Genomic DNA, 13876 nt, shown 5'->3' with positions numbered 1-13876 from the left:
GTGGATAATGAATAATTGATAATGGCCCAAACAATCAGGCAGTTCCGGAAAATGGAGTGCGGTTCACAATACTGCGTCCCAGAGTCACTTCATCCGTATACTCCAATTCGTCGCCGATGGAAATGCCACGGGCTATGACAGAGAGCTTCACGCCCAGTTTTTCCAGCTTGCGGTAGATATAAAAGTTGGTGGTATCTCCCTCCATCGTCGTGCTCAGCGCAAGAATCACTTCATTGATGCCGCCGGCGGCTACCCGCTGCACAAGGCTTTCTATCTGCAAGTCTCCGGGGCCAATGCCATCCATCGGCGAGATGACACCTCCCAGCACGTGATACAAACCACGGAACTGTTGTGTGGCTTCCACAGCCATCACATCGCGGATGTTCTCTACCACACAAACCACAGAAGCGTCCCGTTGCGGACTGGAACAGATGCGGCACGTCTCCGTATCTGATATATTATGGCATACCTTGCAATATTTCACTTCATGCTTCAGCGTCACGATGGCATTGCCGAACGCTTCCACCACTGCCGTATCCTGGCGGAGCAGGTGAAGAACCAGCCTCATAGCCGTCTTGCGTCCCACTCCGGGCAACTTGGCAAACTCATTTACCGCCTTCTCCAATAATGTAGAGGGAAACTGTCCATTCATACTTAAAATTCTCCTATTGGCCACAAAGATAGTGCAAACCGAATGCAGAATAAAATGAACGAGTTCATTTTTTATGCTGAGGTACAGCCTATCTTCGCTTTCTGGGCAAAGATAGTACAAACTTATGAAATTAGTGCTACCTTTGCCACACGTAAAACCCCAAAAAGGCAACAAAATGGATATTACAAACGCTGAATTCGTCATCAGTAACACAGACGTGCGGAAATGCCCCACTGGTACATTTCCCGAATATGCTTTCATCGGACGCTCCAACGTAGGAAAATCCAGTCTCATCAATATGCTGACCGGGAGAAAAGGGCTTGCCATGACCTCTGCCACACCGGGAAAGACCATGCTCATCAACCATTTCCTCATCAACAAGAGCTGGTACATTGTAGACCTTCCGGGATACGGCTATGCCAAACGGGGACAGAAAGGGCAGGAACAAATCAAACGTATTATAGAAAGTTATATACTGCAACGCGAACAGATGACTTGTTTGTTTGTTCTTATAGATAGCCGGCTGGCTCCCCAAGCCATCGACCTCGAGTTTACGGAATGGCTGGGCGAGAACGGCGTACCCTTTGCCATCGTCTTCACAAAGGCCGACAAACTGAAAGGCGGCAGACTGAACACCCACATCAACGAATACCTGGAACAGTTGAAGGAACAGTGGGAAGAGCTGCCTCCCTACTTCATCACCTCTTCTGAAAACCGCATGGGACGGAAAGAGCTGCTGGACTATATCGAAAGTATCAACAAAAGCCTGAATAGCAAACAATAGACATAAGTAAAATGAAAAGATTAGTTTTTTGGCAACTGTTTGTTGCCGCACTACTGCTGACCGGCAATAGTCACGCACAATCCATCAAGGATTTGTTCAACAAAGAAAATATAGAGAAGGCGGTAAATGCCGTGACCGGCAAGTCAACAGCGGATATGACCGGCACTTGGTCGTATACCGGCTCCGCCATTGAATTCGAATCGGACAACCTGCTGCAGAAAGCCGGCGGTGCCGTTGCCGCCACAGCCGCAGAAAAGAAACTGGACGAACAGCTTGCCAAAGTAGGCATCAAAGCCGGGCAAATGTCATTCACATTCAACGCCGACAGCACATTCAGCGCCAAAGTAGGGCAAAAGAGCATGAAGGGAAGCTACTCCTACGATGCATCCACCCAAAAGGTCAACTTGAAATTCGCCAAGCTGATAGGTATGAATGCCAAGGTCAACGCTACCTCCACAACTATGGACCTGCTGTTCGAATCGGACAAGCTACTGAAACTGATAACCTTCCTCTCCAGCAAAAGCAGCAACTCCACTCTGAAGAGTATCGGCTCGCTGGCCAACAGCTACGACGGAATGATGCTCGGATTCTCATTACAGAAACTGTAACAACAACTTCCATACAACAAAAAAATCCCGCAAGCACCGAACAATGCTTGCGAGATTTTTTTATCTGAAAAGAGCGGAAAACGAGACTCGAACTCGCGACCCTAACCTTGGCAAGGTTATGCTCTACCAACTGAGCTATTTCCGCATGGGATGACTCTCCTTTTTTGAGGAGTAAAGTGCCCAGAACAGGACTCGAACCTGCATGCCTCTCGACACACGCACCTGAAACGTGCGCGTCTACCAATTCCGCCACCTGGGCATAAGTCATCTTCAATACATCTGAAAGAGCGGAAAACGAGACTCGAACTCGCGACCCTAACCTTGGCAAGGTTATGCTCTACCAACTGAGCTATTTCCGCAATGTATAAAAGCGTGAAGAGAAGGAGACTCGAACTCCCACGACATAATTGTCACTACCCCCTCAAAGTAGCGCGTCTACCAATTCCGCCACCTCTCCAACTTACTTTCAACAATTCAAAGAACCGACTGCTTTACCTAAGTGCCCAGAACAGGACTCGAACCTGCATGCCTCTCGACACACGCACCTGAAACGTGCGCGTCTACCAATTCCGCCACCTGGGCATAAGTCATCTTCAATACATCTGAAAGAGCGGAAAACGAGACTCGAACTCGCGACCCTAACCTTGGCAAGGTTATGCTCTACCAACTGAGCTATTTCCGCAATGTATAAAAGCGTGAAGAGAAGGAGACTCGAACTCCCACGACATAATTGTCACTACCCCCTCAAAGTAGCGCGTCTACCAATTCCGCCACCTCTCCAACTTACTTTCAACAATTCAAAGAACCGACTGCTTTACCTTGGTGCCCAGAACAGGACTCGAACCTGCATGCCTCTCGACACACGCACCTGAAACGTGCGCGTCTACCAATTCCGCCACCTGGGCATAGGTAATTGCAATCCAAACTGCGTTGAGCGGAAAACGAGACTCGAACTCGCGACCCTAACCTTGGCAAGGTTATGCTCTACCAACTGAGCTATTTCCGCGATTGCGGATGCAAAGGTAGATATTTTCCTTAAACCTGCAAACATTCCGCAGACTTTTTTCACACAGAAAAGTGTACATTTTCGCCAGGCATACAAGCAGACTTTTGATTATCAACTCATTCGCCCACGATAATCTTCATAAGAAAATTGCTTGAAAACTTCAGCTTTTCCTTCTTTTGTCCACATTGCAATGGCCGGATGGTGAATTCCATTGAACATATTCGTCTTTACAGTGGTGTAATGTATCATGTCCTCAAAGACGATTCTCTCCCCTATCTGCAGCTCATGGTCGAAACTCCACAGTCCCATATAGTCGCCGCTCAAGCAGGAGTTTCCTCCAAGGCGATAGACGTAAGGGCCCGCATCGCCCATCTCCGCTCCACGCACTGCAGGCTGATAGGGCATCTCCAGACAATCCGGCATGTGGCACGTAAAGCTAACGTTGAGAATGGCGGTACGAATGCCGCGGTTTTCCACGATGTCCACTATCTCCGAGCTCAGCACACCGGTCTGCCAAGTAAAAGCGGAACCGGGCTCAAGAATGATTTGAAGATGTGGATAGCGCCCCTTCAAGCCCTGCAACAGACGGACAAGATGCTCTACATCATAATCCTTACGCGTCATCAGATGCCCGCCTCCTAAATTCAACCACTTAATCTGTGAGAACCAGCGGGAGAATTTTCCTTCCAAGTGCTCCAATGTGTGTTCCAGCTCGTAGGAAGAAGACTCGCAGTGACAATGACAGTGAAAACCTTCAATACCCGCCGGAAGTTCTTCGGGAAGCTGGTCGGCCATTACACCGAAGCGGGTACCGGGTGCGCAGGGATTATAAAGCTCCGTTTCCACCTCAGAGTATTCAGGATTGATACGGATACCGCAGGAAATGCCGCTTCCCTCCGCCACCACTACCGGATAAAAGCGGTGGAACTGCGAAAGCGAATTGAAAGTAATATGGCTGCTGCACCGCATTATCTCCGGAAAATCGGCCTCGGTATAGGCAGGCGAGTACGTATGTGCCTTACTTCCGAACTCCTCCAATGCCAGACGGGCTTCGTAGACAGAACTTGCCGTAGAGTGGTCTATATACTCCCTGAAAATGGGAAAGGAACGCCACATGGCAAATGATTTGAAAGCGAGGATTATCTCCACACCTGCGCGGTCGGCCACACTTTTTATCAGTGCGAGGTTCTTTCTCAGCAATCCTTCTTCCATAATATAGCAGGGAGAAGGGAAAAGGGAAAAGTCTTTATTTGTCATTTTATATATATTTTTTTTACCATTTATGATTCCATCCTAATAAACACGCCACAAGGGGTTGACAAGCCCTCTCCAACGATTTAGTAAAACTTCGGAGAAGATTTACTAAATCGTCCTCCTCATTTTAGTAATTCTCCGGGGAATATTTAGTAAAACAGATGCCGCCCTTCTGCAAAGTCATTCTTTTGTAAACAATATTCATCACCCTATAACTTTGAAACGCGCGAAGCGCAGCAAAAGTTGTTTGTCTCCCGCATTCTTGAAGCGGATGGTGGCTTTCGCATTGTCTCCTTCGCCCTCCACTTTCAAAACTTCACCCAGGCCGAAACGTTCGTGCTCTATCAGTTGTCCCTGCTGTACACGGTTGGCAGACGCGCCGGCAGAAGGCGATGTACTTGCCGTATTTGCAGAAGGCGCCACCCGTTTCAGGTTACGTGGAACGGTCGGCGCAATAATCTGCTGCTTCGGCCGTACAGACACACGCTCTTTTCCTCCATACGGAGTATCTTCCTTATCAGGCGCAAAGCCTCTGGCGTTCTCCCTGCGGAAAACGGCAGCTTCCTCCTCTACCCTGCGGAACATTCCCGCATCCTGAGGCAGGCGCAGGAACCGTACGTCTATATCCTTCAGAAAACGGCTGGGACTGCCAAACTCCATCTTGCCGTACCGGAAACGCGTCTTTGCATACGATAGGAAACAGTGTTCTTCGGCACGTGTGATGGCTACATAGAACAGCCGCCGTTCTTCCTCCAATGCCCGGGGAGAGTCACCCACCATGCTGCTGGGAAAAAGATTCTCCTCCATCCCCACTACAAACACATTCTTGAACTCCAATCCCTTGGCCGAATGTACAGTCATCAGGGTTATCTTCTCATCGTCCCCATCCTTATCCGAATCCTGGTCGGTAAGAAGGGAAACTTCCGAAAGGAAGTCACCCAACAACACGTTAGGGTTTCCTTCCTCCTGCCGTTGGGCGCAAAAATCACTCATACCGTTCACCAGCTCCTCTATATTCTCCTTACGGCTCAGATTCTCGGGAGAGCTGTCTTGACACACATCATTGATGATGCCCGATTGGCGAATAATGTCAGCACCAATCTCGTAGGCATTCTTCTCCGCAGCATCTGTGATAAAGGCAGATATAAGTTCGCGGAATGCCTGCAACTTTCCCACCGTACCTTTATTGAAGTTCAAGCCATACGCCAACGGCTCACAAAGCACGGTCCACAAACTTACATTGTGCCCGGTGGCGGCAGCAATGATTTTTCCCACTGTCGTATCTCCGATACCCCGTGCAGGATAATTGATAATACGTTTGAAAGCCTCTTCATCATTGGGATTCACTATCAGACGGAAGTAAGCAATAACATCTTTGATTTCCTTGCGTTGATAGAACGACAAGCCTCCGTAAATACGGTAAGGCATACTGCGTTTGCGCATGGCTTCCTCAAAAATACGGCTCTGCGCATTGGTACGGTAGAGTATCGCAAAATCAGAGTAGGCATAGCGCTTTTCACGCCGCAGTTCAGCTATCTTATTCACCACAATATCCCCTTCTTCCACATCACTGTATGCCTGGTACACACCAATGGCCTCTCCCTTCTCCTTTTCCGAGAACACTTCCTTGCGTATCTGCCACTGGTTCTTTTCTATCAGGCTGTTGGCCGCGCGGACAATGGTCTGGGTGGAACGGTAATTCTGCTCCAGCTTGAAGACCTTCGTATCGGGATATACTTTCGTAAAGTAGAGAATATTGTCAATATCAGCACCACGGAAGGAGTAGATACTCTGTGCATCATCCCCCACCACACAGACATGCTGATGGTTCTTGGCAAGTTGCAGCACAATGCTGTGCTGTGCAAAATTGGTATCCTGATACTCATCTACCAGAATGTAACGGAACTGGTCCTGATAACGCGCCAACACCTCGGGGTGGTCCCGGAACAGCAGGAATGTGTAGAACAGCAAATCGTCGAAGTCCATCGCATCTGCCTGCCGGCAACGCTCCCAATATCTCTGGTAGATGTCGCGAAGCGCCGGAACCTTGGCTGCACGGTCTCCTTCGTAAGCCTCCTTGTTGTTGGCATAGCCTGCCGGAGAAACCAGATGATTCTTGGCATTCGAGATACGCGCCTGCACCATCCCCGGCTTGTACACTTTCTCATCCAGCCCCATTTCCTTGATAATGGAACGTATCAAGCTTTTACTGTCTGCCGTATCGTAAATGGTAAACTGCGAAGTGAAGCCGATATACCCGGCCTCGACATGCAGAATGCGCAGGAACATGGAGTGAAAGGTTCCCATCCACAGATGGCGCGCCCTCTCCGGCCCCACCTGACGGGCTATACGCTCCTTCATTTCGCGCGCCGCCTTGTTGGTAAAGGTCAATGCCAGAATGTTCCAAGGCTGGTAGCCATTCTCCAGCAGATAAGCAATCTTGTAGGTCAGCACGCGCGTCTTTCCCGAACCGGCACCGGCTATCACCAGTGACGGACCGTCATTGTATAACACCGCGTTCCGTTGTCCTTCGTTCAGTTCCTCTATATAATCGGGCATATCCGTATAATCTTAAAATGATGATATTTTTTCTTCCTTTGTTTTTACGGAGGCAAAGATAAAAAAAGCTTCGGAGACGTACGAACATTTCTATAGGTTATAGTGTTTATATAGTAAAGTTCCAAAATTAAATAATTGAAACTTATGAATACAATATTAACGATTTTAATGATAACAGTTATGACTTACGAAATGCCAAAACTTCCCTACACCAACAATGCACTGGAACCTGTAATCAGTCAGCAAACCATAGATTACCACTACGGTAAACATCTGCAAACCTATGTGAACAACCTCAACAACCTCGTTCCGGGAACGGAATTTGAAGGCAAAGACCTGGTAACCATTGTTGCCACAGCACCGGACGGTGCCATCTTCAACAATGCAGGACAAGTGTTGAACCACACATTATACTTCTTACAGTTTGCTCCGAAGCCTGCCCACAGCGAGCCTACCGGCAAGCTGGCAGAAGCCATCAAACGCGACTTCGGCAGCTTTGAGAATTTCAAGAAGGAATTCAACGCGGCAGCTGTCGGCTTGTTCGGCTCCGGATGGGCTTGGTTGTCTGCCGACAAGAACGGCAAACTCCACATCACCAAAGAAGCCAACGGTAGCAATCCGGTACGCGCCGGTCTTGTTCCGCTACTCGGATTCGACGTGTGGGAACATGCCTACTATCTTGATTACCAGAACCGCCGTGCCGACCATGTGAACGAACTGTGGAGCATCATCGACTGGGATGTAGTAGGTAAAAGACTGAAATAAGCAACAAGGTCCCACTAAACATGTTAATGACGCATTCTTGAGCAACTAAGGTTCAAGAATGCGTTTTCTTGTTTAAAATAGCCATCTAACATATTTTAAAGAAATTCTTTGGCTTCTACCATAAGTATTCATTAACTTTGCTAAACTTAAAAGTTAAACAAAAGAAATGAAACTCATCGTAGTAACAGCACCCACATTTTTTGTGGAAGAAGACAAGATTATCACGGCACTATTCGAAGAGGGGCTGGATATTCTACATCTGAGGAAGCCGGAAACTCCCGCCATGTATTCAGAACGGCTTTTAACGCTGATACCCGCAAAATACCATAAGCGCATCATTACCCATGAGCACTTCTACCTGCAGGAAGAGTTCAGCCTGATGGGGATTCATCTAAACACCCGCAATCCCAAAGAGCCCCATGACTATTCGGGTCACATCAGTTGCACCTGCCATTCACTGGATGAAGTGCAGAACAAGAAGCATTTCTATGACTATCTGTTCCTAAGCCCGATATATAATTGCATCACAAAGTCCGGAGTCACGTCCGGCTTCACAGCCGAAGAGTTGCGGCAAGCAGGAAAAAGTAAGGTCATAGACAGTAGAGTCATGGCTTTGGGAGGCATTACTCCCAACAACATACTGGAGATTAAGGATTACGGATTCGGTGGTGCCGTTGTAATGGGTGACTTATGGAATAAATTCAATGCCTGCACCGACCGCGATTATCTGGAAGTAATCCGCCACTTCAAGAAGTTGAAGAAAATGGCTGATTGAGCCTTGCCTTGGACTGGCAAATCAAAATTTACCGTACTCTTTGTATTCAATACCGGCAGGCAACGTGAAATAGAAGGTGGAGCCTTCCCCTTTCTTAGACTCCACACCGATACCTCCCCCATAGTGCTCCACAATAGATTTGGTGATGGAAAGCCCCAACCCCGTACCTTTGATATTGTAGTTCATCTTCACAAACCGTTCAAAGATGGCATGTCTTCCCACTTCATCGATACCACAGCCTGTATCTGCCACATAAAAATAGAAGTTATGGTTGCTCAATCTCCTGCAACCGATTTTCACACTGCCCATCTCCGTAAACTTCAAGGCGTTCCTCACCAAGTTACCTATGACTTGGGCAAAACGCACGCGGTCTACCACCAAACGGCATTGAGGCAGCCGTTCTACAAACTCCACCTGAATGCCCGTGGGATGCGAGCGCATATTCTCCGTCGTACAGACTTCATCAATCAGCGCGTTTACATCCACTTCTCCATCGTTATATTCCAGAGTATTTGCCTCAATCTTCGAATAGTCCAGCAAGTCATTGACCAGTTGCAGCAGCGAGTCCTTGTTATCATTAATCTCCTTCAGAAAAGCCATACGGGTTTCTCTGTCCAAATTATCCATTTCGGCAAGCATAGTTGTAAAGCCTACAATGGCATTCAAAGGAGTACGAATTTCGTGAGTCATATTAGCGATGAAAGCATTCTTCAGCTGGTTGGATTCTTCGGCAACCTCATTGATGCGCTGCAACGTCTTCAACCTTTTGCTCTTGCTGATGGAAATGATTATCATGATGACCAAAAGCAGAATGACAATTATCCCAAAACTATATACCAATGCTTCATTATTCTGATAGAAGTCATTCGTCCAAACATCGTATGCTGCCGTAATTGTCAATATCATCGTTTTTTGCTTGCTTATTGGAAACTATAAAATTATGGGAAGCAAATATACTAAAGAAAATACAAATAAATTAATAGAAACTACAGTTTTTTCCAACAAAATAGGCCGCATGCCATTACCAAGTAAAGCATGCAGCCCATAAATGTCATTATTCAGTATTATTGAAATCAGCCTTCAATGGCAGCCTGCGCCGCAGCCAGACGTGCAATAGGCACACGGAACGGAGAACAGCTGACATAATTCAAGCCAACTTTGTGGCAGAACTTCACAGAAGAAGGCTCACCGCCATGTTCGCCGCAGATACCGCACTTCAAATCCGGACGGATAGCACGTCCCTTTTCAGTAGCCATGCGCACCAACTGTCCTACACCATTCTGGTCGAGTACCTGGAACGGGTCTACTTTCAGAATCTTCTTCTCCAGATAAATCGGGAGGAAGGAAGCGATATCGTCGCGTGAATAACCAAATGTCATCTGAGTCAAGTCGTTCGTACCGAATGAGAAGAACTCGGCAGAGGAAGCAATGCGGTCGGCAGTCAAGGCGGCACGCGGAATCTCAATCATTGTACCTACCTTGAAGTCGATGCTGTCACCCACTTCTTCAAACAACTGGGCAGCCTCAGCACGAATCACTTCTTCCTGCTGCTTGAACTCATACAAGATACCGGTCAGAGGCACCATGATTTCAGGATGGGTTTCAACACCTTCCTTCTTCAATTCCAAAGCAGCACCCAGGATGGCACGCGTCTGCATCTGTGTAATTTCAGGATATGTATTTCCCAAACGGCAACCACGATGACCCAACATCGGATTATGCTCACAAAGTGCCTCAACACGTTGCTGGATATACTGGAGGCTCACGCCCATCGTATCTGCCATTTCCTGCTGTCCCTTCAGGTCATGGGGAACAAACTCATGCAAAGGAGGATCAAGCAGACGCACCGTCACCGGACAGCCTTCCATTGCCTTGAAAATTCCCTTGAAGTCAGCTTGCTGGTAGGGAAGAATCTTAGCCAAAGCCTTGCGGCGCCCTTCTGCATTTTCTGCCAGAATCATCTCGCGCATGGCTTTAATCTTCTCGCCTTCAAAGAACATGTGTTCCGTACGGCAAAGACCGATACCCACAGCGCCAAAATTACGTGCTACTGCGGCATCATGAGGAGTATCCGCATTGGTACGAACCTGCAGCTTCGTATATTTGTCTGCCAAATCCATCAGTTCCGCAAAGTCACCGGACAGCTCAGCCGCTTTTGTCTCCACCTTGTCTTTATATACTTCACCGGTGCTTCCGTTCAAGGAGATATAGTCACCTTCTTTCAACAGTACACCATCCACTTCCACTGTACGCGCCTTGTAGTCTATATTCAAGGCACCGGCACCGGATACACAGCACTTACCCATACCACGAGCAACCACTGCCGCATGAGAAGTCATACCGCCGCGGGCAGTCAGGATACCTTCGGCAACTGCCATACCTGCCAAATCTTCCGGAGAAGTCTCGATACGTACCATCACCACACGCTTGCCGGCAGCATGCCATTCGGCAGCATCATCGGCAAAGAATACGATTTGTCCCGTAGCGGCACCCGGAGAAGCGGGAAGACCACGGGTCAATACCTTGGCTTGCTTCAGCGCTGTCTTGTCAAATACCGGGTGGAGCAATTCGTCCAACTTATTGGGCTCGCAACGCATCAATGCGGTTTTTTCGTCAATCATACCTTGATGCAGCAAATCTACGGCAATCTTCACCATAGCGGCACCGGTACGCTTACCATTACGGGTCTGGAGAAACCAGAGTTTACCCTCTTGTACGGTAAACTCCATATCCTGCATATCACGGTAGTGGTTTTCGAGCTTCGTCTGCAAAGCATCCAATTCTTTATAGATTTCCGGCATAGCCTCCTCCATGGAAGGATACTTGCTGGCACGTTCTTCTTCGCTTACACCGGCCAATTCAGCCCAACGTTGAGAACCGATTTTTGTAATCTGTTGCGGAGTACGGATACCGGCAACCACGTCTTCGCCTTGTGCATTAATCAAATACTCACCGTTGAAAAGGTCTTCACCGGTAGCAGCATCGCGGCTGAAGCAAACACCCGTAGCAGAGCTCTCGCCCATATTACCGAATACCATAGCCTGAACGCTTACGGCAGTACCCCATTCGTCAGGAATTCCCTCCATCTTACGATACAAGATGGCGCGTTCGTTCATCCAGGAGTTGAATACGGCACAAACGGCACCCCACAACTGCTCGTAGGCACAAGTCGGGAAGTCTTTTCCGGTTTGTTCTTTCACCGCAGCCTTGAACTTCTTCACGAGTTCCTTAAGGTCTTCCACCTCAAGCTCGTTATCCAGCTTCACGCCTTTAGCATGTTTCACCTCTTCTATAATAGCCTCGAACGGGTCTACATCTTCCTTGTTCACCGGCTTCATACCCAGCACCACGTCGCCATACATCTGCACGAAACGACGGTAAGAGTCCCATGCAAAGCGTGCATTGCCCGTCTTACGCGTCAGGCCTTCCACCACTTCGTCATTCAAGCCAAGATTCAGGATAGTGTCCATCATGCCCGGCATGGAAGCGCGTGCACCCGAACGAACGGAAACCAGCAACGGATTCTCCACATCACCGAATTTGGAACGCATCAGCGTCTCCACATGGGCAATGGCCTGTTCAACTTCGTTCTTCAACAGAGCAACGACTTTATCCTGCCCCATTTCATAATATTCCGTACAAACTTCTGTCGTTATTGTAAAGCCCGGAGGAACCGGAACCCCTATAAGGTTCATTTCTGCAAGGTTAGCACCTTTCCCACCCAAAAGGTTTCTCATATCGGCCTTTCCTTCTGCCTGGCCGTTACCAAAGGTATAAACTCTTTTTTTGTCCATAATATAAATTTAAAGTTTTTGATAGTGATTTCTCTTTTCTGTTCGCAAATCTAAGTATATTTCGCAGACTAGAAAACTTTTTCAGAAAAAACTTTATGCTAAAATGCAATTTCGACATTGCAATCTTTAATATTTCATTTCATAGAGAGAAATCCCGAAAAAATGTCTATTTTTGCCGAAGAATTTATTAGATTGGTGTAAAAGTGGCAAGAAAGAGAAAAGAACTTCCCCTACTGGAGAAGGTGACAATTACGGATGTGGCTGCCGAAGGAAAAGCCATCGCAAAAGTCAATGATTTGGTGATTTTCGTACCATATGTCGTCCCCGGCGATGTAGTTGACCTGCAAATTAAGAGAAAAAAGCATCATTATGCTGAAGCCGAGGCTGTGAAATTCCATGAATATTCGGCAGTACGGGCAGTTCCATTCTGCCAACATTATGGTGTATGCGGCGGTTGTAAATGGCAGGTTCTCCCCTATTCCGAGCAAATCAAGTATAAGCAAAAACAAGTAACGGACAACCTCACCCGCATCGGCAAAATCGAATTGCCGGAAATCTCTCCGATATTAGGTTCAGAAAAAACTCAGTTCTACCGGAATAAACTGGAGTACACTTTTTCCAACAAACGTTGGCTGACAACAGAAGAGGTTCAGCAGAATGTAGTATACGAACAGATGAATGCCGTAGGCTTCCATATTCCCAATGCTTTCGATAAAGTGCTTGCCATAGAAAAGTGCTGGTTGCAGGACGATATATCCAACCGCATCCGCAATGCGGTACGCGACTATGCCTACCAGCACAACTATTCCTTCATCAACCTGCGTACGCATGAAGGAATGCTACGCAATATGATTGTGCGTACCTCTACCACCGGCGAACTGATGGTAATCCTCATCTGCAAGATAGAGAAAGAGGAGGAAATGGCTCTGTTCAAGCAAATGCTGCAATACATAGCAGATACATTCCCCGAAATCACTTCCCTGCTATACATTATTAATAATAAGTGCAACGATACCATCACCGACCTCGAGGTACACACCTTCAAGGGAAAAGACCACATCTTCGAGGAAATGGAGGGACTGCGCTTCAAGGTAGGTCCCAAATCTTTCTATCAGACCAACTCCGAACAAGCCTACAACCTCTACAAAGTAGCGCGCAACTTTGCCGGACTGACCGGTAACGAGCTTGTTTATGACCTTTATACCGGCACGGGTACCATTGCCAATTTCGTATCCAAGCACGCACGCCAGGTAATCGGCATAGAATATGTGCCCGAAGCCATTGAAGACGCCAAGGTCAATGCCGAGATTAACGGAATTAAAAATACATTGTTCTTTGCCGGAGATATGAAAGACATGCTGACACAAGACTTCATCAACCAATACGGCCGTCCCGATGTCATCATCACCGACCCTCCCCGTGCCGGAATGCACCAGGATGTAGTGGATGTCATTCTGTTTGCCGAACCCAAACGCATCGTATACGTCAGCTGTAATCCGGCTACGCAGGCGCGCGACCTGCAACTGCTCGATGCGAAATATAAAGTGAAGGCCGTTCAACCGGTAGACATGTTCCCGCACACCCACCATGTGGAAAACGTAGTATTATTGGAATTAAAAGATTGAAAGTCCAAGTAGTTTTCAATCGTAAATTGTAAATTGTCTAATCGTAAATTAAAA

At 47.6% G+C, this 13876-nt stretch carries 10 protein-coding genes and 9 tRNA genes; 5 read left to right on the top strand and 14 right to left on the bottom strand.

Annotation, left to right across the window (positions count from 1 at the left end):
• Positions 1-34: 34 nt before the first annotated feature.
• On the bottom strand, positions 35-652 hold the full coding sequence (recR, locus tag DWZ03_RS13860) for a recombination mediator RecR (protein ID WP_035448317.1): 618 nt from the start codon (positions 650-652) through the stop codon (positions 35-37).
• A gap of 175 nt (positions 653-827) precedes the next feature.
• Here recR and yihA point away from each other — a divergent pair, with 175 nt between their 5' ends.
• Together yihA and DWZ03_RS13850 are read left to right on the top strand one after the other, a co-directional pair.
• Positions 828-1436, top strand: coding sequence for a ribosome biogenesis GTP-binding protein YihA/YsxC (gene yihA, locus DWZ03_RS13855; RefSeq protein ID WP_005836522.1), 609 nt, complete (start codon positions 828-830; stop codon positions 1434-1436).
• 11 nt (positions 1437-1447) lie between these two features.
• Positions 1448-2044, top strand: a complete 597-nt coding sequence (locus tag DWZ03_RS13850; RefSeq protein ID WP_087332535.1) for a DUF4923 family protein — start codon at positions 1448-1450, stop codon at positions 2042-2044.
• A 72-nt stretch (positions 2045-2116) separates the two neighbouring features.
• On the opposite strand, the gene DWZ03_RS13845 is transcribed toward DWZ03_RS13850, so the two are convergent.
• The 11 genes from DWZ03_RS13845 to DWZ03_RS13790 form a co-directional block, all read right to left on the bottom strand.
• Positions 2117-2189, bottom strand: a tRNA-Gly gene (locus DWZ03_RS13845).
• A gap of 32 nt (positions 2190-2221) precedes the next feature.
• Positions 2222-2303: transfer RNA gene (locus DWZ03_RS13840), tRNA-Leu, on the bottom strand.
• Positions 2304-2330: 27 nt separating this feature from the next.
• Positions 2331-2403, bottom strand: a tRNA-Gly gene (locus DWZ03_RS13835).
• Positions 2404-2417: 14 nt separating this feature from the next.
• A tRNA-Leu gene (locus DWZ03_RS13830) sits at positions 2418-2501 on the bottom strand.
• 43 nt (positions 2502-2544) lie between these two features.
• Positions 2545-2626: transfer RNA gene (locus DWZ03_RS13825), tRNA-Leu, on the bottom strand.
• 27 nt (positions 2627-2653) lie between these two features.
• A tRNA-Gly gene (locus DWZ03_RS13820) sits at positions 2654-2726 on the bottom strand.
• Positions 2727-2740: 14 nt separating this feature from the next.
• Positions 2741-2824 (bottom strand) — tRNA-Leu (locus tag DWZ03_RS13815).
• A gap of 40 nt (positions 2825-2864) precedes the next feature.
• Positions 2865-2949: transfer RNA gene (locus DWZ03_RS13810), tRNA-Leu, on the bottom strand.
• A gap of 28 nt (positions 2950-2977) precedes the next feature.
• A tRNA-Gly gene (locus DWZ03_RS13805) sits at positions 2978-3050 on the bottom strand.
• A 111-nt stretch (positions 3051-3161) separates the two neighbouring features.
• Positions 3162-4307, bottom strand: coding sequence for a carboxynorspermidine decarboxylase (gene nspC, locus DWZ03_RS13795; RefSeq protein ID WP_035448315.1), 1146 nt, complete (start codon positions 4305-4307; stop codon positions 3162-3164).
• A gap of 201 nt (positions 4308-4508) precedes the next feature.
• Complete coding sequence (locus tag DWZ03_RS13790; protein WP_120130280.1) at positions 4509-6863, bottom strand: ATP-dependent helicase; 2355 nt, start codon at positions 6861-6863, stop codon at positions 4509-4511.
• A gap of 144 nt (positions 6864-7007) precedes the next feature.
• Between DWZ03_RS13790 and DWZ03_RS13785 the strand changes: the two genes are divergently transcribed.
• Positions 7008-7628 (top strand): superoxide dismutase, encoded by a 621-nt coding sequence (locus tag DWZ03_RS13785; RefSeq protein WP_005828364.1) that lies wholly within the window; start codon positions 7008-7010, stop codon positions 7626-7628.
• 166 nt (positions 7629-7794) lie between these two features.
• A complete protein-coding gene (locus DWZ03_RS13780) occupies positions 7795-8403 on the top strand; it encodes a thiamine phosphate synthase (RefSeq protein ID WP_120130279.1) in 609 nt (202 codons plus the stop codon).
• 21 nt (positions 8404-8424) lie between these two features.
• On the opposite strand, the gene DWZ03_RS13775 is transcribed toward DWZ03_RS13780, so the two are convergent.
• A complete protein-coding gene (locus DWZ03_RS13775; RefSeq protein WP_005828359.1) occupies positions 8425-9309 on the bottom strand; it encodes a sensor histidine kinase in 885 nt (294 codons plus the stop codon).
• Positions 9310-9476: 167 nt separating this feature from the next.
• Positions 9477-12197, bottom strand: coding sequence for a pyruvate, phosphate dikinase (gene ppdK / locus DWZ03_RS13770; protein ID WP_117963688.1), 2721 nt, complete (start codon positions 12195-12197; stop codon positions 9477-9479).
• 203 nt (positions 12198-12400) lie between these two features.
• Between ppdK and rlmD the strand changes: the two genes are divergently transcribed.
• Positions 12401-13822 (top strand): 23S rRNA (uracil(1939)-C(5))-methyltransferase RlmD, encoded by a 1422-nt coding sequence (gene rlmD, locus DWZ03_RS13765; RefSeq protein WP_008663284.1) that lies wholly within the window; start codon positions 12401-12403, stop codon positions 13820-13822.
• The last annotated feature ends 54 nt before the right edge of the window (positions 13823-13876 follow it).

The organism is Bacteroides sp. AF29-11, assembly GCF_003602895.1.
Taxonomy (GTDB): Bacteria; Bacteroidota; Bacteroidia; order Bacteroidales; family Bacteroidaceae; genus Bacteroides; species Bacteroides uniformis.
This window is presented reverse-complemented; position numbering and strand designations above follow the sequence as displayed.

Coding starts and splice junctions, on each gene's coding strand:
- recR (WP_035448317.1), bottom strand. CDS start 652: ATGAATGGACAGTTTCCCTCTACATTATTGGAGAAGGCGGTAAATGAG.
- yihA (WP_005836522.1), top strand. CDS start 828: ATGGATATTACAAACGCTGAATTCGTCATCAGTAACACAGACGTGCGG.
- DWZ03_RS13850 (WP_087332535.1), top strand. CDS start 1,448: ATGAAAAGATTAGTTTTTTGGCAACTGTTTGTTGCCGCACTACTGCTG.
- nspC (WP_035448315.1), bottom strand. CDS start 4,307: ATGACAAATAAAGACTTTTCCCTTTTCCCTTCTCCCTGCTATATTATG.
- DWZ03_RS13790 (WP_120130280.1), bottom strand. CDS start 6,863: ATGCCCGATTATATAGAGGAACTGAACGAAGGACAACGGAACGCGGTG.
- DWZ03_RS13785 (WP_005828364.1), top strand. CDS start 7,008: ATGAATACAATATTAACGATTTTAATGATAACAGTTATGACTTACGAA.
- DWZ03_RS13780 (WP_120130279.1), top strand. CDS start 7,795: ATGAAACTCATCGTAGTAACAGCACCCACATTTTTTGTGGAAGAAGAC.
- DWZ03_RS13775 (WP_005828359.1), bottom strand. CDS start 9,309: ATGATATTGACAATTACGGCAGCATACGATGTTTGGACGAATGACTTC.
- ppdK (WP_117963688.1), bottom strand. CDS start 12,197: ATGGACAAAAAAAGAGTTTATACCTTTGGTAACGGCCAGGCAGAAGGA.